22 protein-coding genes are annotated in these 22,684 nt (G+C 70.0%); 7 read left to right on the top strand and 15 right to left on the bottom strand.

The window, feature by feature from the left end; genetic code table 11:
* The first annotated feature begins 30 nt into the window (after positions 1-30).
* The gene (locus tag OG257_RS35880; RefSeq protein ID WP_329214436.1) at positions 31-531 is read left to right on the top strand and encodes a tetratricopeptide repeat protein; all 501 of its coding nucleotides are present in this window, start codon (positions 31-33) and stop codon (positions 529-531) included.
* A gap of 233 nt (positions 532-764) precedes the next feature.
* On the opposite strand, the gene OG257_RS35875 is transcribed toward OG257_RS35880, so the two are convergent.
* Complete coding sequence (locus OG257_RS35875) at positions 765-1,025, bottom strand: type B 50S ribosomal protein L31 (protein ID WP_329214434.1); 261 nt, start codon at positions 1,023-1,025, stop codon at positions 765-767.
* 54 nt (positions 1,026-1,079) lie between these two features.
* The gene (gene rpmG / locus OG257_RS35870; protein WP_329214432.1) at positions 1,080-1,244 is read right to left on the bottom strand and encodes a 50S ribosomal protein L33; all 165 of its coding nucleotides are present in this window, start codon (positions 1,242-1,244) and stop codon (positions 1,080-1,082) included.
* 513 nt (positions 1,245-1,757) lie between these two features.
* Here rpmG and OG257_RS35865 point away from each other — a divergent pair.
* Entirely contained in the window at positions 1,758-3,191 is a 1,434-nt protein-coding gene (locus tag OG257_RS35865; RefSeq protein WP_329215523.1) for a PP2C family protein-serine/threonine phosphatase, read from the top strand.
* A gap of 96 nt (positions 3,192-3,287) precedes the next feature.
* Here OG257_RS35865 and OG257_RS35860 read toward each other — a convergent pair whose 3' ends face one another.
* A complete protein-coding gene (locus OG257_RS35860) occupies positions 3,288-4,784 on the bottom strand; it encodes a DNA-binding protein NsdB (RefSeq protein WP_329214431.1) in 1,497 nt (498 codons plus the stop codon).
* A gap of 231 nt (positions 4,785-5,015) precedes the next feature.
* Between OG257_RS35860 and OG257_RS35855 the strand changes: the two genes are divergently transcribed.
* Positions 5,016-6,152: an aminoglycoside phosphotransferase family protein gene (locus OG257_RS35855; protein WP_329214429.1), complete on the top strand. Its 1,137-nt coding sequence runs from the start codon at positions 5,016-5,018 to the stop codon at positions 6,150-6,152.
* A 101-nt stretch (positions 6,153-6,253) separates the two neighbouring features.
* Here the strand turns inward: OG257_RS35855 and OG257_RS35850 are convergent, their stop codons facing one another.
* On the bottom strand, positions 6,254-7,585 hold the full coding sequence (locus tag OG257_RS35850; protein ID WP_329214427.1) for an N-acetylmuramoyl-L-alanine amidase: 1,332 nt from the start codon (positions 7,583-7,585) through the stop codon (positions 6,254-6,256).
* Positions 7,586-7,824: 239 nt separating this feature from the next.
* Between OG257_RS35850 and OG257_RS35845 the strand changes: the two genes are divergently transcribed.
* Complete coding sequence (locus OG257_RS35845) at positions 7,825-10,089, top strand: terpene synthase family protein (RefSeq protein WP_329214425.1); 2,265 nt, start codon at positions 7,825-7,827, stop codon at positions 10,087-10,089.
* Here OG257_RS35845 and OG257_RS35840 read toward each other — a convergent pair.
* The 3 genes from OG257_RS35840 to OG257_RS35830 form a co-directional block, all read right to left on the bottom strand.
* Positions 10,028-10,528 (bottom strand): hypothetical protein, encoded by a 501-nt coding sequence (locus OG257_RS35840; RefSeq protein WP_329214424.1) that lies wholly within the window; start codon positions 10,526-10,528, stop codon positions 10,028-10,030. The two genes, OG257_RS35845 and OG257_RS35840, sit on opposite strands and share 62 nt — an antisense overlap.
* Before the next feature lie 47 nt (positions 10,529-10,575).
* Positions 10,576-10,977, bottom strand: coding sequence for an ACT domain-containing protein (locus OG257_RS35835; RefSeq protein WP_329214422.1), 402 nt, complete (start codon positions 10,975-10,977; stop codon positions 10,576-10,578).
* Between the two features lie 75 nt (positions 10,978-11,052).
* Positions 11,053-11,295 carry a DUF397 domain-containing protein gene (locus tag OG257_RS35830; RefSeq protein ID WP_329214420.1) on the bottom strand — a complete coding sequence of 81 codons (243 nt, stop codon included), beginning with the start codon at positions 11,293-11,295 and terminating at the stop codon, positions 11,053-11,055.
* Positions 11,296-11,487: 192 nt separating this feature from the next.
* Between OG257_RS35830 and OG257_RS35825 the strand changes: the two genes are divergently transcribed.
* Both OG257_RS35825 and OG257_RS35820 read left to right on the top strand, forming a co-directional pair.
* On the top strand, positions 11,488-12,597 hold the full coding sequence (locus OG257_RS35825) for a right-handed parallel beta-helix repeat-containing protein (RefSeq protein WP_329214418.1): 1,110 nt from the start codon (positions 11,488-11,490) through the stop codon (positions 12,595-12,597).
* A gap of 34 nt (positions 12,598-12,631) precedes the next feature.
* Complete coding sequence (locus OG257_RS35820) at positions 12,632-13,723, top strand: methyltransferase (protein WP_329214416.1); 1,092 nt, start codon at positions 12,632-12,634, stop codon at positions 13,721-13,723.
* 81 nt (positions 13,724-13,804) lie between these two features.
* Here OG257_RS35820 and OG257_RS35815 read toward each other — a convergent pair whose 3' ends face one another.
* From OG257_RS35815 to OG257_RS35785, 7 genes are all read right to left on the bottom strand, one after another.
* The gene (locus tag OG257_RS35815; protein ID WP_329214414.1) at positions 13,805-14,134 is read right to left on the bottom strand and encodes a TcmI family type II polyketide cyclase; all 330 of its coding nucleotides are present in this window, start codon (positions 14,132-14,134) and stop codon (positions 13,805-13,807) included.
* 69 nt (positions 14,135-14,203) lie between these two features.
* A complete protein-coding gene (locus tag OG257_RS35810) occupies positions 14,204-14,683 on the bottom strand; it encodes an SRPBCC family protein (protein ID WP_329214412.1) in 480 nt (159 codons plus the stop codon).
* Between the two features lies 1 nt (position 14,684).
* Positions 14,685-14,942 carry an acyl carrier protein gene (locus OG257_RS35805; protein ID WP_329214410.1) on the bottom strand — a complete coding sequence of 86 codons (258 nt, stop codon included), beginning with the start codon at positions 14,940-14,942 and terminating at the stop codon, positions 14,685-14,687.
* Positions 14,943-14,955: 13 nt separating this feature from the next.
* Entirely contained in the window at positions 14,956-16,206 is a 1,251-nt protein-coding gene (locus OG257_RS35800) for a ketosynthase chain-length factor (RefSeq protein WP_329214408.1), read from the bottom strand.
* Positions 16,203-17,471 carry a beta-ketoacyl-[acyl-carrier-protein] synthase family protein gene (locus OG257_RS35795; protein WP_329214406.1) on the bottom strand — a complete coding sequence of 423 codons (1,269 nt, stop codon included), beginning with the start codon at positions 17,469-17,471 and terminating at the stop codon, positions 16,203-16,205. The genes OG257_RS35800 and OG257_RS35795 overlap by 4 nt, the downstream gene beginning before the upstream one ends.
* Entirely contained in the window at positions 17,468-17,902 is a 435-nt protein-coding gene (locus OG257_RS35790; protein WP_329214404.1) for a cupin domain-containing protein, read from the bottom strand. Before OG257_RS35790 ends, OG257_RS35795 begins: the two co-directional genes overlap by 4 nt.
* 75 nt (positions 17,903-17,977) lie before the next feature.
* Positions 17,978-19,099 carry a SchA/CurD-like domain-containing protein gene (locus tag OG257_RS35785; protein ID WP_329214401.1) on the bottom strand — a complete coding sequence of 374 codons (1,122 nt, stop codon included), beginning with the start codon at positions 19,097-19,099 and terminating at the stop codon, positions 17,978-17,980.
* Between the two features lie 259 nt (positions 19,100-19,358).
* Between OG257_RS35785 and OG257_RS35780 the strand changes: the two genes are divergently transcribed.
* Entirely contained in the window at positions 19,359-20,999 is a 1,641-nt protein-coding gene (locus OG257_RS35780; protein ID WP_329214399.1) for an FAD-dependent oxidoreductase, read from the top strand.
* Between the two features lie 48 nt (positions 21,000-21,047).
* Here the strand turns inward: OG257_RS35780 and OG257_RS35775 are convergent, their stop codons facing one another.
* Positions 21,048-22,568: an alpha/beta fold hydrolase gene (locus tag OG257_RS35775; protein ID WP_329214397.1), complete on the bottom strand. Its 1,521-nt coding sequence runs from the start codon at positions 22,566-22,568 to the stop codon at positions 21,048-21,050.
* Positions 22,569-22,684 lie beyond the last annotated feature (116 nt).

The following is a 22,684-nucleotide window of genomic DNA, read 5'->3' as shown; positions in this document are numbered from 1 at the left end:
ACACCCGGAGTCGGGTGCGACGATGTAGGCATGAGCGCACCGGACAAGAACGAGCTGCTGGCGCAGGCCGTGCGGCTGCGTGAACAGGGCCACCCCGAGCAGGCCAGGGAACGCCTGCTCTCCCTCACCGCCGACTATCCCGATGCCGTGGATGTGGCCTACCACACCGCCTGGGTCCACGATGTGCTCGGCCTGGAGGCCGAGGCCGTTCCGTACTACGAGCGCTGTCTCCAGGGTGACGCCCTGCGCGAGGAGGACCGCCGGGGCGCGCTGCTCGGACTCGGGAGCACCTACCGGGTGCTGGGCAGGTTCGGGCAGGCCGTCGAGACGCTGCGCCGCGGTGTGGCGGAGTTCCCGGACGACGGCGCGCTGCGGACGTTCCTCTCCATGGCGCTGTTCAACACCGGCGAGCACCACGAAGCCATGCGGATTCTGCTGCGCCTCGTCGCGGAGACGAGTGACAGCTCCAGTGTGCAGAGGTACCGGGCCGCCATCGAGCACTACGCGACGGACCTCAACGAGACGATGTGAACCCGTGCCGCGCGCTGACGGCCGACCGCTCGCGGCGCCGGGCGCAAAAAAAGGAGCCCCGGCCGGATCGGGGGAATCCAGCCGGGGCGGCTTGTGTGCGGGGTGCGAAGCTCGGTCGCCGCGTGCGGGCGCGGCCCGCTCGGTCCCACTATATGAACGATAAACCACCGAGGGCCGTTCCCGGGAATCGGCAGCCGCGCATGTGATCCACACCATGCCCACCAGGGACGATGTCAGCCCCTGGCGACTGCGGCCGTGCCGTAGCGGCGTCGGAACTGTTCGATGCGACCGGCCGTGTCCAGCACCTGGCGAGTACCGGTGTAGAAGGGATGGCTGGCCGACGAGGTCTCCACGTCGATGACCGGATACGTGTTGCCGTCCTCCCACTCCACGCGCTGCTCGGCATCCACGGTCGAGCGCGTCAGGAAAGCCGTTCCGGCAGCGATGTCACGGAAGACCACGGGACGGGATACGGGATGGATGCTGGACTTCATGGGCGTTCCTTCCTCACAAGGGGTGACAAGAGTCCTGCCGGGCGGCGGGAGCGGTCAGCGGACCTCACGGAAGAGGACGTGCGCTCCTGCGGCCGGGTCGTATTTGCGCAGCTCGAGCCGGTCGGGGCTGTTGCGGCGGTTCTTGCGCGTCACATAGCTGTGGCCGGTTCCGGCCGTTGACCGGAGGGTGACGACGGGCCTGACCTCACTACGTGCCATGGGCACCTCCAGACGGGACACCGACCCCCTCCCCGTGATGGGAATGGGTATCGTTTTCGTTCTGGTGGGGTAACGCGAGCAGGCCCACCGGCATTCCCGGGGGCCGATCCGGCCTGCGGAACATATGTCCGACACGCGCCCGTCCGTCGCCCCGGCCACCACTGCCGGCACCTCCTCCACCCGGACCCCGGGCAGGATCCCGGACCGGAACGGCATCGCTGATCCACCGGCTCCCGGAGCACACATATGCCCTGATCCCCGCAGTGGCGCGCCGCGCAACAGCCCCGCGCGCGGGCGTACGCACAGCCGCTCACGCCCGACGACTTGCGTCAACACCCGCGTAAAGGCAAGGGTGTTCGGCGAGCCACCACTTCACCCGGCCGACGGCATATGCCGGAAGCAACAACGTATCGAGTGTTGCCAAATCCCTTACGGGCTCCCTCGGCCTGTGCAACAGTCGTGTTCGGTCCACCCCCATGAACCGGCCGTGCCATGCCTGTATCGGAGTACGAGATGCCGTCCCATACGTTCGCGGACCGCCCCGCCCCCCAGCCGCCCGAGCGAGATGCCGTCGAGGCCTTGATCAGCCGGACCCGACGGCTGCGCGGAGACGTGGACGCCGTGCGGCGGGACACCTCGGTCATCGAGGAGGACGACCCCCAGGTGCGCTGGCAGCGCGCGCTCTGCGATCTTGCCGTCCACCAGCTCGACGACCTCGGCGAGCACCTGGGACAGCTCAAGGACGGCATTCCGGAACAGGCGGACGACGAACCCGCCGGGGTGACCACCGGGGACACGACGGACCTACCGCGGACCGGCTCGATCCTCAGCAGGGTGGGCAGCGCCGAATGGGATCTGCTCACCGACGAGGTCAGCTGGTCGGACGAGCTGTACCAGATCTTCGCCAGGTCTCCTGAGTCCGGGCCGCTGTCCCTGGACGAACTGCCTTCGCTGGTCCTCGCCGAGGACCAGCCCCTGCTGATGTCGATGGTCACCGACTGCCTGGTCGACGGCAGGCCGATAGACGGCGAATTCCGGATTCTGCTGCCCGACGGCCGGATGCGCACGGTTCACATGATGGGCGAACCCGTTCTCGACGCCGACGGCTGCACCGCCTCCATGTGGGCGGTCCTCCGCGATGTCAGCAGGCTCCGGCGCAGTCAGCACCTCATGAGCCGGACGCGGGACTCGCTGCGGCGCGGACAGCAGATCGCGCGGACCGAGCACCGGATGGCCGTGGAACTCCAGGAGGCCGTGCTGCCGCCCTGGCGCGGATCGCTCTCCACCCCCGGCCGGGGCCCCGGCGCCCTGGACACCGCCGCCCACTACCTTCCGTCGGAGTCGAGCAACCTGATCGGCGGCGACTGGTACGACGCGCTGCAGCTCCCTGACGGCAGGACGCTGCTCACCGTCGGTGACCTGACGGGCCACGGGATCCCGGCCACCTCGGCCATGGCGATGCTGCTGGGCGCCCTGCGCGGAATGGCGATGGCCGGCATCGAGCCGGGAGCCGTGATGGGCCATCTGAACCAGTTGATCGAATCCTCGGTTCAGCCCGTTCTGGGCAGCGCCGTGTGCTGCCGCTACGACCCGGCGACAGGCACGCTGGCCTGGGCGCAGGCAGGTCACCCCGCGCCGCTGCTCTTCCGCAACGGAGTGGGGCGTCCTCTGCCGACGCCGGACGGCGTGCTGCTCGGCGCGGCATCCGCCGTCTCGTACGAACAGGACCAAGTGACCCTGCTTCCCGGCGATGTGCTGATGCTGCACACCGACGGGCTGACACGGCAGAGGGACCGGAGTGCCGGCCCGGACGCACTGCTGGGCCTGGCCCCTCGGTTCGCACAGGCCCGCACGGCGCAGGACTGCGTAAGGACTGTCGTCGAGGAGTTCGGCGGAACCGAACGGCTCGACGACGCATGTGTGTTGGTGGCCCGCGTCGGGGCGTGAGGAATCGCAGGACGGCGTACCACCTGTGGATGTGCTGATTCGACTGCTCCGGCAGGGGCCGGACGACGGCACGGCGCCGGTCGACGACGCCCCGGATCAGATCTGTGAGCCTCTCGGCCTCTTGGTGAACGTGCTCTGGGGCAGTGCGAGTTCGATCTCCTCGCGAAGGTCCTCGATCTTGGCGTACCCCGCGAACTGACCGGTGAGCCGGTACATCTCGCGCAGGCGGTCCCACGTGCGGTGCGAGGAGGTCTCCCCCATCGACACCAGGGCGAGCCGTGCGTACCGGTCGGCCTGCTCGGGGTCGTCGGCGATGAAGCAGGCCGACGCCAGCGAGATGTAGTCGAAGATCTTCGACCGCTGACGACCGTTGATACGGAGCTCGAGCGCCTGCTTGGCGTGGCGCTGGGCCGTGCCTGCCGCAGCCGGATCGTGCTCCGCGAGCGTACGGAACGCCAGGGCCTGCATGCCGTGCATGTCCGCCTCGTCGAACATCTGCATCCAGCTCGGGGGCGGCACATCACCCTTGTCCGAGACGAAGAGCTCCTCGGCCTCGCCCAGAGTGCGCCGCATGGCCTGCCCGCGCCCCATGGACGCCTGGGCCCAGGCCTCGATGGTGTACAGCATCGCCCGCGTACGGGGCAGGGTCTCCTCCCCCGAACCGGACTTGGCGAGCTTCATCAGGTCCAGGGCATCGTCCGGACGGCCCAGATGAACCATCTGGCGTGCCGCACGGGAGAGCGCCTCGCCGGCCCTCGGCCGGTCACCGCCCTCGCGCGCCGCATGGGCGGCGATGACGAAGTACTTCTGGGCGGTGGGTTCGAGGCCGACGTCGTGGGACATCCAGCCCGCGAGGACCGCGAGGTTGGCGGCGACGCCCCACAGGCGGCGCTGCAGATGGTCGGGGTGGTGGTAGGCGAGCATGCCGCCCACCTCGTTGAGCTGGCCCACGACGGCCTTGCGCTGAAGTCCTCCGCCGCGTGAGGCGTCCCAGGCACGGAACACCTCGACCGAGCGCTCGAGGGCCTCGATCTCCTCGGATCCGATGGGGGCGGCCTCGTACCGGTCGAAGCCGGCCGCGTCGGCGTACATGGGGTCGTTGAGGCCGGATGCCTTGGCCGCCGGGGCGGGGTCGGAATGCAGCCAGTCGTACATGGCGCCGGTGATGGCTGAGCCAGCGGCGAGCGCGGCGCCCGCGCTCACCAAGCCGCGTCGGTTGAGCATGAGGTCCATTCCCGTGAATTCGGTGAGGACCGCTGCCGTCCGTTCGGGCGCCCACGGCAATCCGTCGGGATTCTTCTCCGTCCCGGTGTTTTGCCGTTTCCCCACACGCCCGCGCCGGCCGAACCCGAGGTCCTCGATGGTCACGACACGGCCGAGCCGCTCGGTGAACAGAGCTGCCAGCACTTCAGGCACGGGATCTCGGGGGGACTCCCCCATGTCGATCCAGCGCCTGACCCGCGAGGTATCGGTGGCCAGCTGGAGGTGGCCCATGGCCGCCGCCTGCCGGTTCACCATTCTCGCTAGCTCCCCCTTGGACCATCCGGCCAGGCCGAACAGATCAGAAAGGCGGGTGTTGGGTTCTCCGGTCACGTCAAGCCCCCAGGTTCTCGGCTGACTTGACACTAACCCCCTGTCAGTTGCTGAGTGACTATTCGCCAGGGTTCGCCAGGGTCCGCCAGATGGTCCACTACCCATTACCCAGTGTCAGGTAGGAGTGCGCCACCCCGCCCGGCAGCCCTAGGTACTCCCCAGGGTGCCGAACGGCCGCCGGCCGGGGCGGCGCACGTAACTTGTCGGCGCACGAAGGGATCTGTCTCGCCCATGTACACAGCATCGTCCTCCGTGTCCGCCCCACCCCGCGCCTTCCGCCCCATGGGGGCGGGCGGCGGGCCGTATCTCGACCCCAACGCGGCATCGCCGGCGTCCGGCATGGGTCGGACCCGGCGGGCGGCGGGCACCGGCGCCCAACCGCTCAGCGGGAGACTCGACTTGTCCGGCCCTCAGGGTGCACAGCTGAGGATGGCCATCGCCTCGGTGCACCGCATCTGTCCGGAGTTCAATCCGGTGCAGGTGCTGCGTCGCAGCGGGCGCTCGGTGCTCATCGTCGGCACCACCGGTCGTGCCACCGCGGTGGCCAAGTGTTTACTGGACCACTCCCCCGTGTGGACCGAGCGGTTCCGGCACGAAATAGCTGCATACCGCGCCTTCGTCAGGCACCGCCCACCGGTTCGGGTCCCCCGGCTCATCGCGGCCGACCCCGAGAACTGCACGCTGGTGATCGAGCGGATGCCCGGCCGGGTCGCGGCGCTGACGAGGCACCCCGCGGAGGCACCGCCCCGGGCGGATGTGCGGGCGGCCCTCGGAGCGGTCAGCAGGATCAATGCCTGGCGGCCTCCGGCAGGTCTGTTCGACGCTCCGCTGGACTACGCCTCGCGCATCGCCAGGTATCACGAGTTGGGGCTCTTCACCGATCGTGATCTGGGTGATCTGCAGAAGCTGCTGCACGGTCTGGCCCATGCGAGCGGCCGGGGAGGCATGGGCCAGTTCTGTCACGGTGACGCGCTGCTCTCCAACATCCTGCTGCCGCCCACCGGCCCGGTGCTGGTCGACTGGGAGCACGCGGGCTGGTACCTGCCGGGCTACGACCTGGCGACGCTCTGGACCGTACTCGGTGACGCGCCGGCGGCCCGCCGCCAGATCAGCCAGCTGGCGCAGGCGCCGGGTGCCGCGGCACGCGACGCGTTCCTGGTGAACCTCATGCTCGTACTGACCCGGGAGATCCGGACGTACGAGACGGCTGTCCAGCGCGCCATGCGCGAAGGGGCGCCGTCGGGTGGCGGGCAGGCCCGGCAGGGCGCGCTCTCGTCGGGCGAGGAACAGCGGCTGCTGCTGCGCAGGTTGCACGACGACTGCGCGATGGCGCGGCGCGCCGTGCGGGCCGCGGTGGGGACCCGCTGACCGCGTCGGGGCGAAGAGCCTGACCGACGGGGGACGAGGGCTGCGGGACCGGTGCCGACACGCCGGTCCCGCAGCATCCTGAGCGGGTTGTGCTCAGCGGCTCAGCGCACCCGTTCCACATCCACGTCGGACGCCTTCACGAACGCGATCCGGTGCCCGATCTGCACCGTCAGGTACTTTTGCGCGCCGGGGAAGTAGGTGTGGTCGTACGGCTTCGACGCGTCGATCGTCGGCGCGTAGTAGTAGCCGGTGGGCGCCTCACCTCCGCCCGGGAATGCCTGCCCCGCCTTGATCGTGTACACGAGGGGTGTGCCCACCGTCGGCTTGACGAAGTCCGAGGGGTACTCCCCCTTTTCCGGGTACGCCACCCCGTACACCGGAACCTCGGTCTTGCCTGCCTTCGGCTTGACGACGTGGCCGGACGTGGGAACGGTGACCCGGGTACCGCCCGGGGTGCGGAACCACGCCTTCTGTCCGTACCACCAGATCGCCGTCCAGCCCGGGGCCCGTTCCGCGACGACGGCCTGCTGGGTGGCGCTGATCTTGCTGCCCCAGTCCGCTGCGCAGTTGGTGCCCGCCGAACCGTCCGGGTGCAGACCCGGGTCGGAGAAGAGCGGCGCGTCGTCGGAGGGCGCGGTGTGCAGCGGGACCGCACTGCTCCCTTGGAGCGGCAGGTCGACGCCCTTCTCGCAGTCGCGGAACGCCTGCTCGTTCCTGGCGAAGTCGGGGCTGACCGTGACCAGTTCGCTGTCCTTGGGGGCGCTGGGCACGACAGGTCTGCCGAGCAGCGCCATGAAGCGGTTCCAGTCCCAGTACGGGCCCGGGTCCCAGTGCATGTTCCTCGTACCGGCAGCGCTGGTCGGCGGCACACCGTCGTGGCCGATGATGTGCTGCCGGTCGAGCGGAATGTCGTACTTCGCTGCCAGGTGACGCACGAGCCGGGCCGTCGACCGGTACATCTCCGGGGTGTACCACTTGGCGCCCTCGGCAGCGACTCCCTCCTGCTCGATGCCGATGGAGTGGGTGTTGAGGTACCAGTTGCCCGCCTGCCAGGCGACGTCCTTGTTCTTCACCATCTGGGTGACATGGCCGTCCGCCGAGCGCACCACGTAATGGGCGGAGGTCTGGTTGAGCGGGTTCTGGAAGATCTTCAGGGTGGTGTCGTAGTCGACCTCGGTGTCGTGCAGCACGATGAACTTGACCGCGTTGCTGTGCGGCCGGTCGGAGGTGTCGTAATTGCCGTACGTCTCCTTGTCGGCCGGATCGCCGGTCTGCTGGTAGGCCGCCGGTACCCAGTCGCAGTCGAGGCTGCGCGGGCATTCCGGCCGTACCGCGTCCGCGCCGGCCTGCGTCGCGGGGGCGAGAAGTGCGACGCTCAGCGCTCCTGCGGTGGTCAGTGCGAGTGCGAGCCTGGTCCTCTGTTTGGACGTCATGACAACCCTTCCTGGGCCGGGCTTACCGGAGCCGTTCCTGGGGTGATCTCAGCGTTCCGCCGTCGGCGGACACTCTGTGACGTGAGGTGTTGGTGAGTCAAGAGCACAGTGCGGCACAGGGTCTGAGCTTGTGTGACTAATTCGGGCCGTGCGTGCCCCGGATGGCCGAGGGGTAGTGCTGCCGCCGACAGGACCGGTCCGAACGGACCGGGCGGAATTCTCGAAAGGCCGACGCACACATGGCACAGCCCTTCTCCCTGCCGGACTTCTATGTGCCGTATCCGGCACGTCTCAACCCTCATGTGGAGGCTGCCAGAAGCCATACCCGGGAGTGGGCGCGCGGGATGGGGATGCTCGAGGGGTCCGGTATCTGGGAGGAGAAGGACCTCGAGTCCCATGACTACGCGCTGCTGTGCGCGTACACCCACCCCGACTGCTCGTCCGAGGCCCTGTCCCTGGTCACCGACTGGTATGTGTGGGTCTTCTTCTTCGACGACCACTTCCTGGAACTGTTCAAGCGCACTCCGGACCGTGAGGGCGGGAAGCGGTATCTGGACCGGCTGCCCGCCTTCATGCCGATGGAGCGGGGGGCAGCGACGCCCGAGCCGGCCAACCCGGTCGAGGCGGGTCTCGCCGACCTCTGGGCCAGGACCGTGCCGGCCATGTCCGACGCCTGGCGGGCCAGGTTCGCCGAGGCCACGGAGAATCTGCTCAACGAGTCCTTGTGGGAGCTCGCCAACATCAACGAGGGCCGGATCGCGAACCCCGTCGAGTACATCGAGATGCGGCGCAAGGTGGGCGGCGCCCCCTGGTCGGCGGGGCTGGTGGAGTACGCGGCGAACGCCGAGGTTCCGGCGTCGCTGGCCGATGCGCGAGCACTGCGGGTGCTGCGGGACGCGTTCTCCGACGGAGTCCACCTGCGCAACGACCTGTTCTCGTACCAGCGTGAGGTCGAGGACGAGGGCGAGAACAGCAACGGTGTGCTGGTCCTGGAGAAGTTCCTGGGCTGCTCCACCCAGGAGGCGGCCGAGGCGGTCAACGATCTGCTGACTTCGCGGCTCCAGCAGTTCGAGAACACGGCCCTCACCGAACTCGGGCCGCTCTGTGCGGAGAAGGGGCTCACCCCCGAGGAGACGGTCGCTGTACTCGCGTACGTCAAGGGGCTCCAGGACTGGCAGTCGGGCGGCCACGAGTGGCACATGCGCTCCAGCCGCTACATGAACGACGGCGGCGCGGACGGCGCTGGGCCCGGTTTCGGGATGGCGGCCGCCTCCATCCGCTTCACGCCCCGTTCGGAGTCGGCACGGCTGCGCAGCCACACCCATGTGCCGTACCGGCACGTCGGCCCGTCCCTGCTGCCCGACTTCGACATGCCGTTCACCACGACACTGAGTCCGCACCTGGACGGGGCCCGGGTACGGATCGTGGACTGGTCGCGCCGGATGGGGCTGCTTGAGGCCCAGCCGGGTGTGCCGGGATCGCACATCTGGGACGAGGAACGGCTTGTCGCGACCGATCTGCCGCTCTGCGCCGCGGGCCTGCATCCGGACGCCACGCCGGACGAGCTCGATCTGTCATCGCAATGGCTGACCTGGGGTACGTACGGCGACGACTGGTTCCCCGTGGTGCACGGCCGGACGCGTGACCTTGCCGGGGCCCGGCTGGCCAACGAGCGGCTGTCCCTCTTCATGCCCTTGGACGGCGGGTCGGTGCCGGAGCCGGTCAACGCGCTCGAGCGGGGGCTGGCCGACGTCTGGCGGCGGACCGTGGAGCCGATGGACGCGAGCGGGCGCCGCACGTTCCGTGAGGCGGTCGAGTCGATGACCGCGAGCTGGCTGTGGGAGCTGGCGAACCAGGCGCAGAACCGGATCCCGGACCCGGTGGACTACGTCGAGATGCGCAGGGCGACGTTCGGCTCGGACCTGACGATGAGCCTGTGCCGGCTGGGTCACGGCAGGAAGGTGCCGGACGCGGTCTACCGCAGTGGTCCCCTGCGCTCCCTGGAGAACGCTGCGTCGGACTACGCCTGCCTCGTCAACGACCTGTTCTCGTACCAGAAGGAGATCGAGTACGAGGGCGAGGTGCACAACGGCGTCCTGGTCGTGCAGAACTTCTTCGCGGTGGACTATCCGACGGCGGTGTCGATCGTCGACGACCTGATGAATTCGCGGATGCGCCAGTTCCAGCACATCGCCGAGCGGGAACTCCCGGTGCTGTACGACGACTTCGCACTGGACGCGGAGGCGCGGGAGGTTCTCGCGGGCTATGTCGTGGAGCTGCAGCACTGGATGGCGGGCATCCTGATCTGGCACCGCGGCTGCCGGCGCTACCGGGAGGAGGATCTGCGGCGGGGCACCGGTGCCCCGTGGCATCTCAGTGGTCCCACGGGGTTCGGCACGTCGGCGGCACGGGTGACGCAGCTGCTGACGGCGCAGGGACGTTTCAGCCCTGCTGGAAGAGCTCCGCTGGCAATGGCTTCAGCAGCGCGTACAGATCGTCCGTGATCGGCCGGTCCCAGCTGGCGATGGTGACCAGCACGCCGTCGCTCCGGTCGAACTGAACGCAGGAGATACGGCTCTCCGAGAGCTTGACCCTGCGCACGATCAGGAGGCCGTCCCCCTGCATGACGGGGACGTCCTCGGTGCCGGTCACCTCGACCGGCTCGTCGTTCTCGAGCGCGAGGAGGAGCTGGGCGACCTCGAACGGGACCTGGCCCTCCTCGGTCTCGCGGGCGGGCGAACCCTCCGGCAGATTGCCGATGATCATCGCCGGGCCGCGGCCTCCGAACAGGTCGTAGCGCAGGAAGACGCCCTGACAGCTCCCGTCGGGAGCGGGGAGCAGACCGGCGCCGAGGTTGCCGGGCCAGTCCCCCGGGTCCATGGCGAGGACGTCGAAGTCCGGGCCCGCGGGTGTGGCGGCGCTACGGCGGCGGAGGAAGGACATGCAGCCATGTTACGTGTCCCGGCTCACGTTGCGGAGCCGGGCACTCCCTAGCCCGACTCCGCGGCCAGCGCTTCCAGCAGCTCGACGGCTTCGGTCGCACGCGCGTACGGAACGAACAGGTGGTCGTGGTGGAATCCCGCGACCACATTGCAGCTCACCCCCGCGTCGGTGAGGGCCAGCGAGACCGCGGCGGTCAGGCCGACCGCGTCCAGGGAGGAGTGCACCCGGAGTGTGATCCAGCCCGCGACGAAGTCATGGGCCAGCCCGGACTCAAGCGCCTGCGCCTCGGGAATCACGAGGGTCAGCCCTTCGCGCTCGGTGACGGCGACCACCGGGCTCACGCCGCCGGGCACCTCACCGTCCGGCACCGTCGTGAAGACGTAGCGGCCCGGATTCAGTTCCGGGCGCATACCGTGCAGCAGTTTTCGCAGATCGCGCTCGCCGGTCATGGGAGCAACGTTACGGCTCCCGTGTGCGGTGCCGCTCGTGGTGACGGCACCCGCGCACGCCGGCCGCGGCCCGGCTCACACGAGGTCGAACTCGCCGTCCCGCGCGTTGATCACGAAGGCCCGCCACTCGGCCGGGGTGAAGATCAGCGAGGGGCTGCCGGGTTTGCCGGCGTTGCGCATCGCTATGAATCCCTCCACGAAGGCGATCTGGACATCGCCCGTGCCCTGGCTGCCCGACCGCCAGTCCGCGTTACTGAGGTCGAGCTCCGGCTTGTCCCAGCCGGCGAACTGCTGGCGGCCGGTGGTGCTCTCCGTCACGGCTTCTCCTCCCGCTCGTCGTCCCGGCCAAAGCCTAGCCACCGCCGACGGTCCGGGACAGGGCGCGGGAGTTCCCGGCGTCACCCGCCGGGCCCCGGCGGGCGGCGCAACGAGTAAGCCATTCAGGCACGCCATGTATCCATACGCTCACCTTGCGTGGCAGCGGCGGGTCATCGCCCATAACTTCAGCTCATGAGGAAAAAACACATCAAATGCCTGGTGGGCATCACTCTCACCACGGCTACAGCACTGGGCGCGGCAGTGGTTCCGTCTTCGGCGGCCGCACCGAGAGACCTGGTGGTCCACCCGGGCAACTCGATCCAGAAGGCGGTGAACGCCGCGGCACCCGGCGACACCGTCGTCGTCCTGCCCGGTACCTACCGCGAGAGCGTCCTGATCACGAAGCCGGGCCTGACCCTGCGCGGCACCGGCGGCCGGACGGTCATCATGCCGGCAGCCGCGCCGGCCAAGACGGCCAAGACCACCAAGACGACCAAGGTCGCCAACACGTGCGCGGCGGACGGCAACGGCATCTGCGTCGTGGGCACGAAGACCCGGACCGTCGACGGTGTCCACATCCGGGCCCTGACCCTTTCCGGCTTCAAGAAGAGCGGAATCTGGGCCTCCTGGACCGACGGACTCTCCGTCCGCCGGGTGACCGCCAAGAACAACGGCACCTGGGGCATCGCCCAGGAGCGGTCGACGGGTGCGGACTTCCGGCGCAACACGGCCACCGCCAACGGTGACGCGGGGATCTTCATCGCGAACTCCGTCAGCGAGGAGGGCGGGGCCACCGACACCGGGGGGACGGAGATCCGGGAGAACACCCTCAGCGGCAACCGCATCGGCGTCACCGCCCGGAGGGTCAGGAACCTCCTGATCGACGACAACCACATCAGCGGGAACTGCAGCGGGGTCTTCGTCGTGGGCGACGAGTCCAAGCCCGCGGCCGGCGCGATGACCATCAGCGGCAACCGGATCATCGGCAACAACAAGTTCTGCGCGGCCACCCCCAGGCTGTCCGCCATCCAGGGGTCCGGCATCGTCCTGACCGGCAGCGAGGCCACGGTCGTCCGTTCCAACGTGATCCGGAACAACGTGGGCGCCACCCCGCTCTCCGGCGGGATCCTGCTGTTCAAGAGCTTCGTGGGCGCCCTCAACACGAACAACACGATCACCGAGAACCACGTGCAGGGCAACAAGCCCGCCGACCTGGCCAACAGGGACACCTCGGGCACGGGCAACACCTTCACCAGCAACGAGTGCGCGACGTCCGCACCGGGCGGGATGTGTGCCCGGTGACGGCCGACCGCCGCACCCGGAGAAAGGAGACGGCATGACCACCGTGAGTCCCACCCCCGACACCACCCCTGTGGCCTCCACCATCGCCGCACCCCTCGCCCCCACCGCCGCTCCGGCCCCGCCGCCGGCCATGCGGCTGCGGGAGCTGGCGTTCGGAGCGGCCTGCGCCGCGGCCGTACGGGCGGCGGCCCGGCTGGGCGTTGCCGACGCGCTGGGAGACACGCCCGCCTCGGCCGCGGAGCTCGCCCAGGTCGTCCACACCGAGCCCGTACCGCTGCAGCGGCTGCTGCGCGCGCTGTGCTGCTACGGCATCTTCAGCGAGAACGGGGACGGCACCTTCGTCCACACGGAGATGTCCCGGCTGCTGCGCGAGGACGATCCGAACAGCCTGCGGTACATCTCCCTGTGGTGCACGGAGCCCTGGACGTGGGAGGTCTGGCCGCGGCTCGACGACGCCGTGCGCTCAGGGACGAGTGTCTTCCCCGAGACGTTCGGCAAGGGCTTCTTCGACTACCTCCACCAGGACGCGGGCGAGTCGGCCCATGTGTTCAACCGGGCCATGACCACGTCCAGCATGCAGTCGGCGCGGGATGTCGCCGAGCTCCTCGACCTGACCGGGGTGTCCTCGGTCGTCGACATCGGCGGCGGCCAGGGGCATGTGCTCGCGAGCCTGCTGGAGAAGCACCCCACGGTCCACGGAACGCTCCTGGACCTGCCCGGTGTCGTCGCGAAGGCGGACCCCCGGCTCCGGGACGGCGGCTCACTGGCGTCGCGCGTTTCGATCGTGCCCGGGGACTGCCGTGAGGACATCCCGGTCGAGGCGGATCTCTACATCATCAAGAACATCCTCGAGTGGGACGACGAGAGCACTCGCAGGACCCTGCGCAACGTGGTCGGAACCGCCCGTCCGGGCGCCCGTGTGGTGATCATCGAGAACCTTGTCGACGACACGCCTTCGATGCGGTTCACCACGGCCATGGACCTGCTGCTCCTCCTCAACGTCGGCGGCGCGAAGCACACCAGGGAGAGCCTGCTCGGCCGGATGTCCGAGGCCGGCCTCCGGGTCGGCGAGGTCCGCCCGGTCAACGCGTATCTCCACGCGTTCGAGTGCGTCGTACCGGGCTGACGTCCACGACGGTCCGCGGTACACAGAGACCGCCCCGGGTCCGGCACCTAGGTGCCGGACCCGGGGCGGTCCTCGGTTGCGTCAGGCGCCGTCGCGCTGCCACCGGTAGAACTGCTGGGCCATCGCGTCCTTCGGACCGCGCCAGGTCTGCGGGTCGTAGGGGCTCACGAAGGCGGTGAGCCGGTCGCTGATGGCCTTGAACTCGGGGTGCTGCGTCACCTTGGCGATCTCCGGGCCCGGGGGCCGGTCGGATTCGATCAGGTGCAGGTACACGTCGCCGAACTGGAACAGGGTGCGCCTGTTGACGCCGACGAGGTGGGGGAGCTCGGTGTTGTCGGATTCGGCGAACAGCTCGGCGATGTCCGGGGCGGACTCGGGCGCCATCCGGGCGACGATCAGAGCGTGGTGCATCGGGCTGCCTTTCTGGTACCCGGGACGGCCGGACCCGGTGTCGCGGGCCGGCCGTGGGCGGGCACGGCGTCAGTTGGCCGGGACCGAGGCGGAGCGGCGCTCCCGGTCACGCTGTTCGATCTTGTCGCGGATGAGTTCCAGCTGGACGCGGGAGTTGCGGTTGATGTTGTCCGTCATCCACGCGTCGTCGACCGGTGCGTCCGGACGCATCGCGAAGTCCTGGCGCCAGTGCATCCGCGTGCCGCCGGGGACCTCCGAGTACTCCCACCGGATGTCCATGTGCTGGAACGGGCCGGGCTCGACACGGCGGGCGTTCACGGTGCGCCCCGGCCGGTCGGTGGTGCGCTCCGAGACCCAGCTCCAGACCTTGCCGTTGTCGTCCGGGTGCATGGTGAGCCGGAACTTCGTCGTCTGGCCCTTCCGCTCGATCACCTCGACGGACGCGTACTCGCTGAACAGCTGCGGCCAGTGCTCGAGGTCGTTCGTCATGTCCCAGACGAGGTCGAGGGGGGCAGCGATGGTGATCTCGTTCTCCGTGTGTCCGGACACTTCAGGCTCCTGTCACGAGGGTGTTGTTGACGAGGTCGAGGAACTCGCCGGGGGTCTTGCAGCGGTCGGCGTCGGCCGGCAGCGGGCGGCCGAACCGGTTCTCGAGCACGGCCACGATGCCGAGCAGGCCGAGTGAGTCCAGGCCGTACTCGTCGAAGGCCGAGCCGGGACGGCTCTCCATCGCCAGCGGGTCGACCGTGAGACCTGCGCCGTTCTTCATGAGCGCGGCCAGTTCCTCGTAGGTCAGTTGAGTGGTCATGCGTGGCTCCTTCTCACTGAGGTGTGTCGGTGGGGCGGCGCAGCACGAGCGCCGCGTTCGACCCCATGAGCCCTCGGCTCAGTACCAGCGCCGTCCGCAGTTCCGCGGGGCGCGCGCGGCCGGTGACCACGTCGAGGTCGTGGCACACCTCGAAGACGTTGGGCGTCGGCGGGATCAGACCGTGTTCCATCGCGAGTACCGCGGCGGACGTGTCCAGCACGGGTGCTCCGCAGTAGGCGCGGCCGATCCCGGTCTTGGGCGCCGTCACCGGTACGCGCCGTCCGTGCGGGCCCAGCGCGTCGGCGATGGCCAGCGCCTCGGCGCGGTCGGCCGAGGGCACACCGAGCGCGTCCGCGAAGACGACGTCGATCTCCTCCGGCGCGCAGCCGGCCTCCTCCAGCGCCCCTTCGATGGCGTGCGCGAGTCCCTCGCGGGACTGCTCCCACCGGGAGGCTCCGGTGAAGGTGGCGGCGTGGCCGGCCAGTTCGGCGCGGATCCGGGCCCCGCGGTCGAGGGCCGCCGTCTCCTCCTCGACCACCAGCATCGCGCCACCCTCGGCCGGTACGAATCCGCAGGCGTCCGAGGTGAACGGGCGGTAGGCGCGGGTGGGTTCGTCGCAGGTGCTGAGGTCCTCGTAGCCGAGCTGGCAGACGACCGAGTACGGCGCAAGGGGCGCTTCGGCGGCGCCGACGACGACGGCGTCGGTGCCGCGCCGGATGGAGCGTGCGGCGTGCATGAGCGCGTCCAGGCCACCGGCCTCGTCGCTGGCCACGACGGCGCACGGTCCCTTGAAGCCGCCGCGGATCGATATCTGGCCGGTGCTGGCGGCGTAGAACCAGGCGATGGACTGGTACGGGCCGACGTAGCGGGAGCCCTGCCCCCACAGGCGCTGCAGTTCACGCTGGCCGAACTCGCCGCCGCCGGAACCGGCAGCGGTCACCACGCCCACGCTGAACGGGGCGCTCTCGTAGTCGGCGCGGCCGAGCCGTGCGTCGTCCAGGGCCAGATCGGCGGCCGCCATCGCGTAGTGCGTGAAGCGGTCGGTCTGGACGAGGTAGCGCTCCTCGATGAACGCGACCGGGTCAAAGTCCCTGACTTCGCCCGCGACGCGCAGCGGAAGGTTCTCGCAGCCCTCGCGGGAGACCATGTCGAGGACGCTGACGCCTTCCTGCGTCTGTTTCCAGAAGGTACCGGCGCCGGTCCCGTTGGGGGCGACGACACCGATCCCCGTAATGACGGATCGCCGGTGTGTCCGGATACTCATGGGGTCCTCCCGCCTGTTCGGGTCAGAGCGACGGCGGACTGGAATCCGCCGAACCCGCTGCCGACCGAAAGCACGCTGCGCAGCTTCAGGGGCCGTGCGGTGCGCGGCACGTAGTCGAGGTCGCACTCGGGGTCCGCGGTCTCGTAGTTGGCCGTCGGCGGCACCGTCTGGTGCTCGATGGCCAGCACGCACGCGGCGATCTCGATGGCGCCGATGGCGCCGAGCGAGTGGCCGACCATGGACTTGATCGAGCTCATCGGCACCTTGTACGCGTGTGCGCCCAGGGCCCGTTTCACCGCTGCCGTCTCGTGCCGGTCGTTCTGCTTGGTGCCCGAGCCGTGCGCGTTGACGTAGTCGACCTGCGAGGCGTTGATCCGGCCGTGCGCGAGGGCGGTGTTGATGGCCTCGGCCATCTCAAGGCCTTCGCCGGTCAGCCCGGTCATGTGGTAGGCGTTGCCGAAGGTGGCGTAGCCCGATATCTCGCAGTAGACGGTCGCCCCGCGGGCACGGGCGTGTTCGAGCTCCTCGAGTACGAGGACGGCGCCGCCCTCGCCCATGACGAAGCCGTCCCGGCGGGCGTCGAACGGCCGCGACGCGTGCTCCGGGTCGTCGTTGTTCGCCGAGGTCGCCTTGATCGCGTCGAAGCACGCCACCGTGATGGGGGTGATCGGTGTGTCCGAGGCACCGGCGATGCAGACGTCGACCCGGCCTTCCTCGATGGAGTGGAAGGCGTACCCGATCGCGTCGAGGCCCGAGGTGCAACCCGTGGAGACGGTCTGTACGGGCCCGTGGGCGCCGACCTCCTCGGCCACGGCCGAGGCGAGGGTGCTGGGCGAGAACGCCCGCTCCAGGTGACGGCCCGCCGGCCGGTGGTCGACGTCCCAGCGCTTGCCGCTCCCGCTGACGGCGACGTAGTCGTGCTCCAGGCGGGTGGTGCCCCCGACCGCGGTTCCGAGGGACACCCCGATGCGCCAGGGGTCCTCCTTCTCCGGGTCGAGTCCGGCGTCGCTCAGCGCCTCCCGGGCGGCCACCAGGGCGAACTGGACGTACCGGTCCGATCGTGCGACCAGGTCCTCGTCGAGGCCGTGGGCCGCAGGATCGAAGTCGCACTCGGCGGCGATGCGCGAGCGGAAGGCCGCCGGGTCGAACAGGGTGATGCCGCGGGTCGCTGTACGTCCGCTGGAGAGGAGGTCCCAGAAGGCCGGGACCCCGATGCCGCCGGGTGCGACGACTCCGACTCCGGTGACGGCCACACGACGGGTCATGACGCAGCCTCCGTTCGTTCTGGCGGGGCTCCGCGCTCGGCGACGTCCGTGTGTTCGGTGTCCACGTGCCCGAGTTCCGGGCGCGGGGCGAGCGGGCCGAGGTGGAAGACCATGCGCGCTTCCACGTCGCCCACGTTGCGGAAGCGGTGGCGGACGTGCGGGGGGATCAGCAGCCCCTGGTCGGGCCGCATCGCGTGCGGCTCGCCGTCCAGGTCCACTTCGAGGAGTCCTTGCACGACGTACACGAATTCCTCGGAGTACGGGTGGTAGTGCTCGCCGATGCGCTCACCCGGGTTGACGATGGCCAGCCCCATGAAGCCGCTGGTGGCGCCTACGGCGGTCGGTGTGAGCAGGGCGCGCAGGTCGCCTCCGCGCCTGCGGTTGGGCTGAGTCTCGCTGAGGTCCACGATGCGAGGCCGGTGCGTGGTCATGACTGCTCTCCTCCAGGCGCGTTGTGCGGTGTGACGGCATCCCGGGGCGGTCCCCGGTGATGCCGGTGAAGCCGTTCAGGACTCGGTGGCCCGACGGTCGGTGATCAGGCTCATCTCTGCCTGGGCGAGGAAGCGCGCGGCCTCCTGGTCGGTCGTCGGCATGCCGTTGGCACCGCCGTCGAGCAGTCGGCCGAGCATGGCCGCCTTGCGGTTGCCGCCGATGCCGAGCGCCTGGGTGGGCTGGGCGTCGAACGGGCCGCTCACTTCGAGGAGCCGCACCACGATGTCGTCACGCTGGAAGATGGTGCTGCTCTCGATGGGGCTGGCGACGTCGTCCGCGGCCTCCTCGTCCTGGCCTGCGAGCAGCCGGGCCAGGGCCATGCCGCAGCCTTCCTTCGCCTGGTAGAACAGCGCGTGCCGCTCGACGTCCGAGGCGGCGTGCCGGCCGGCCTTCACGTGGTGGACGGTCGGGAGTGCGGCCCGGGTGAAGAACATCCGGGCGGAGTCGGGGTCGCTGAGGTCGCGGTCCTGCTCCAGGTACGGGTTGATGGCCTCCTCGACAGCCCTGACCTCGGGCTGACGCGAGACGTGGCGCAGCGCCGCCATCAGGTCGCCCTCGACCTCCACCGCCCGCACGACACGGTTCCCGTGCATGAAGAGCGAGGTACGGCACAGCCGGGTGTTCTCGTCGACGCGTGCCTGCGGGGAGTCGTAGTCGGAGAGGATCTTCGCGACCATCTCCTCCGTTCCCGGCTTCACCGTGAAGGTGAGCGCGTGACGTACCACTCCGTCGCCCAGACGCGGGGCGGCCTGGAGGCGGCCCTTGGCCGGCTCGGGGGCCCGCTGCTCGAACGCGACACCGGTCTCGCGCAGCACGCTGAAGCGGAGGGAGCGGGTGTCGCGGACGCAGCTGTGCAGCGGCTGCACCGTCGCGACGTGCTCCTCGCTGTTCACCCAGGCGAGGAAGGGCGGGGCGCTCTCCCACTCACTGGTGATGAGCCACTGCGAGGGGTTCTCGATGGACTGGCACAGCTGGTCGCTGATGTGCCCTGGGATCGAGGCCACCTGGTTCCGCATGTGCTCGTACGCCTCGAGGAACTGGTTCTGGGCGCCGTCGTGCAGGTCCAGCAGCAGTATGACCCGGAGCCTCGAACCGTCGAAGGCGGACTGCGATATGCGTTCCGAGAGGGTTGTCATCTTTCGCTCTCCTTCGAGACGGATCGGCGGCCACGTCCCGTGGTCCCTCGTCATCCGTCGGTTTCGGTGGAAGCGGAGCAGGTCCCTGCCCGCTGATGCGTATGTCGCCCCCGCATCGCGAGTTCGCTCCCGCGACTGATCGTGGAACGCTGGTACGGGCGGCGCGAGATTTATGAACCGTTCAGGTGAGGCGGTGACCGAAGCCTCCGGACAAGGGCATGGACACTGCATCCGTCCCGCGTCCGAGCTGGAGCAACTGATGAACGAGAAGACCGACCTCCGCGTACCAGTCCTCATCGTGGGCGGCTCCCTGGTGGGCCTGTCCGCCTCCCTCTTCCTGAGCCGGCTCGGCGTCCGCCACCTGCTCGTCGAGAAGCACGCGAACACCTCGACCCACCCCCGAGGGCGCGGCAACAACGTCCGCACCATGGAGCTGTTCCGCACCGCCGGCGCCGAGCAGCTGATCCGGGACGCCGCTTCGGTGCTCGCGGACAACCACGGCATCCTCCAGGCGGGGTCGCTCACCGGGGACGACCAGGAGTGGCTGTTCAAGGAGATCGACCCGGGTGGCGGTCTCGCCCGGTTCAGCCCGAGCGGCTGGTGCCTGTGCAGCCAGAACGATCTGGAGCCCGTGCTGGTCACCCATGCCCGTGACCAGGGCAGCGAGCTGCGGTTCTCCAGCGAGCTGCTCACCTTCGAGCAGGACGCGGACGGTGTGACCGCTGTGGTGAAGGACCGGGAGACCGGGGAGCACACCACGGTGCGGGCGGACTACCTCGTCGCCGCCGACGGACCGCGCAGCCCGATCCGGGAACAGTTGCGCATCGGCCAGTCGGGGCCCGGCGATCTGTTCCACAACGTGAGCATCACCTTCCGGTCCCGGCAGCTCGCCTCGGTCGTGGGCGACCGGCGCTTCATCGTCTGCTACCTGACCAACCCGGAGGCGGACGGGGCGCTGCTTCCGGTGGACAACGAGGAGCAGTGGGTCTTCCACGCGCCGTGGCAGCCGGACCGGGGCGAGACGCTGGAGGACTTCAGCGACGAGCGGTGCGCGGAGCACATCCGCAAGGCGGTCGGAGCGCCCGGTCTCGATGTCGAGATCACGGGCAAGGCACCGTGGCACGCCGCGGAGCGGGTCGCGGAGCGTTACGCGTCGGGCAGGGTCTTCCTGGCCGGTGACTCGGCCCACGAGATGTCCCCCACCGGGGCGTTCGGCTCGAACACCGGCATCCAGGACGCGCACAACCTGGCGTGGAAGCTGGCTGCCGTGATCGCCGGCGAGGCGGGGCCCGGGCTCCTCGGGACGTACGAGGCGGAGCGTCTGCCGGTGGCGAAGGCCACGAGCGCCCGCGCGTCCGCCCGTTCGGGAGAGCACAGCCACCCGGGTTACGCCGGCGCCGGCGCACCCGGTCCGGGCGGCGGTCGCAAGGGCGGCATGCTCACGGTCGCGCTCGGATACCGCTATCTCCAAGGCGCGGTGCTCGGCACGGACCCCAGCCTGCCGGTGGTACCCGAGGGAATGGGTCTGGCGGGCGAACCCGGCACCCGCGCACCGCACTTGTGGGTCGAGAAGGGCGGGGTGCGCCTGTCGACGCTGGATCTGTACGAGCAGTCGTTCGTGCTCCTGTGCGACGCCGGCCACCCGGAATGGCGCGCGGCGGCGCTTCGGGCGGCGGAGCGCCTGAAGGTCCGTCTGGAGGCCTTCACGATCGGTTCGGGTCCGGGTGCCGATCTGGAGCCCGCGAACGAGGCGGACTGGAGCGCCGCCCACGGCACGAGCCCCGAAGGTGCGGTGCTCGTGCGCCCCGACGGCTTCGTGGCCTGGCGGTCCGAGGGCGGCGTGGCCGACGCCGAGGCGACTCTGTACGAGGCGCTGACGACGCTGCTCCACCGCGACTGACCGGTCCCCCGGCGCACCTCGTCGCCGACGGCCTCACCGACCAGCACCTCACCCGACGCCGAACGACCTCAGGGCGGTGAGGAAGGCGTCCGGGTTGTCGTTGTGCACGAGGTGCCCGGCGTCGACCGGGACGTAGCTCCCGCCGGGTATCCGGCGGGCCATCCACGCCAGTTGCTCCTGGTCGATGTGGCTGCGGGTTCCGCCGACCACGAGCGTGGGGGCGGTGATCTCGCCCAGGCGCTCCCGTACCGCCGGATCGGGGGCGTTCAGCTGGGCGTCGATGGAGCCCACCACCGGCCAGTCGAAGCCGAGTTCTCCGGCGGGCCGCTCGGCCGGTGCGCGGGGCGGGTCGAGCGGGACCAGGGGCGGCGCGTCCTCGATGACGAGTCCGCCGATCAGCCCCGGGTACTGCTCGGCGAGCATCAGGGCCGCCGCGCCGCCCATCGAGTGCCCGACCACGACGGCGCCGGCCAGATTGCGGACCTCCAGGAACGCGTGCAGGTCGTCGCGGAAGAACTCGAAGGAGTAGCGGCCGGGCCAGTCGCTGAGTCCGTGGCCCCGGAAGTCGAGCGCGTACACCCGGTGCCGTACGGCGAGCTGTTCGGCGATTCCCGTCCAGTCCAGGCTGTTGCCGCCCCGCCCGTGGGCGAGCACGACGGGCGGGGACGCGGGATCGCCCCAGGTTCGGTAGGCGAGCCGGTTCCCGCCTGCCTGCACGCTGCTGACCTCGGGGTCGAGGAAGGCGGTGACGGTGCGGACGAAGGAGCCGGGGTCGTCCATCCACGGGTAGTGTCCGGCGCCCCGCTGGACGACGAGCTCGCCGTGCGGGAAGAGCGCGGCGAGCTCGGCCGCGCGGTCGGGGCTGGGGCCGCCGTCGTACTCCCCTGCCACGACGAGTGCCGGTGCCTCCAGCTTCCGCAGGGCCTCGACGACTGCGGCGGTCTCGAAGCCGTCCTGCGGGTGGTGGAGCGACCGCGCCTCGGCGTTGGTCTGGGCGGCGGCTTCACCGGCGTGTGCCCGGGCCACGGCGTCCCAGCGCCCGTAGGTGAACGGCAGGGTGGCGGCCCAGACGTCCGCCGTGGCGCGCCCGGCCCAGACCTCCTCCAGCGCGGCCCTGGCCTCGGCGTACCAGGGCTCCTGGCTGCGCAGTTCGGAGGCTTGGCGCCAGTCCTCGTCGGTGACGGGGATACCGGTGGCGCGTGTGCTGGGAGTGACGAGGGTGAGGGTACGCAGTCGCTGCGGGTACTGCGCGGCGTAGAGGGCCGCCAGGCTTCCGGACGCGGAGTGGGCCAGCAGATCGATCCGTTCGAGGCCGAGGTGCGCACGAAGGGCCTCGACGTCGTCGACGATCCGGTCGCAGCGGTACGTCGAGGGGTCCTCCGGGACCGCGGAGTCCCCGGTGCCGCGCAGATCGAGGAGGACCAGCCGGCGCACGCGGGAGAGCCCGCCGAGGTCCCCGAGGTAGCGGGCAGCCCGCATCGGGCCGCCCGGCAGGCAGATCAGCAGGGGGCCGTCACCCACGAGGTGGTAGGCCAGTTCGGTCCCGTCGTACGTGCGGAAAGTCGGCATGCCTGCCATCCAAACAGGGCAGGCGGGCGGCTGCGGGCGCGTACGCCCACAGCGATCAGGCGGCTCGGAGCCGGGAGGGAGCGGAGCGGCTGCCTGCCCGGCACCTCCTGATGGAC

This window comes from Streptomyces sp. NBC_00683, assembly GCF_036226745.1.
Lineage (GTDB): Bacteria > Actinomycetota > Actinomycetes > Streptomycetales > Streptomycetaceae > Streptomyces.
Note: the sequence above shows the minus strand (reverse complement) of the source record. Positions and strands in the feature narration are given on the sequence as shown.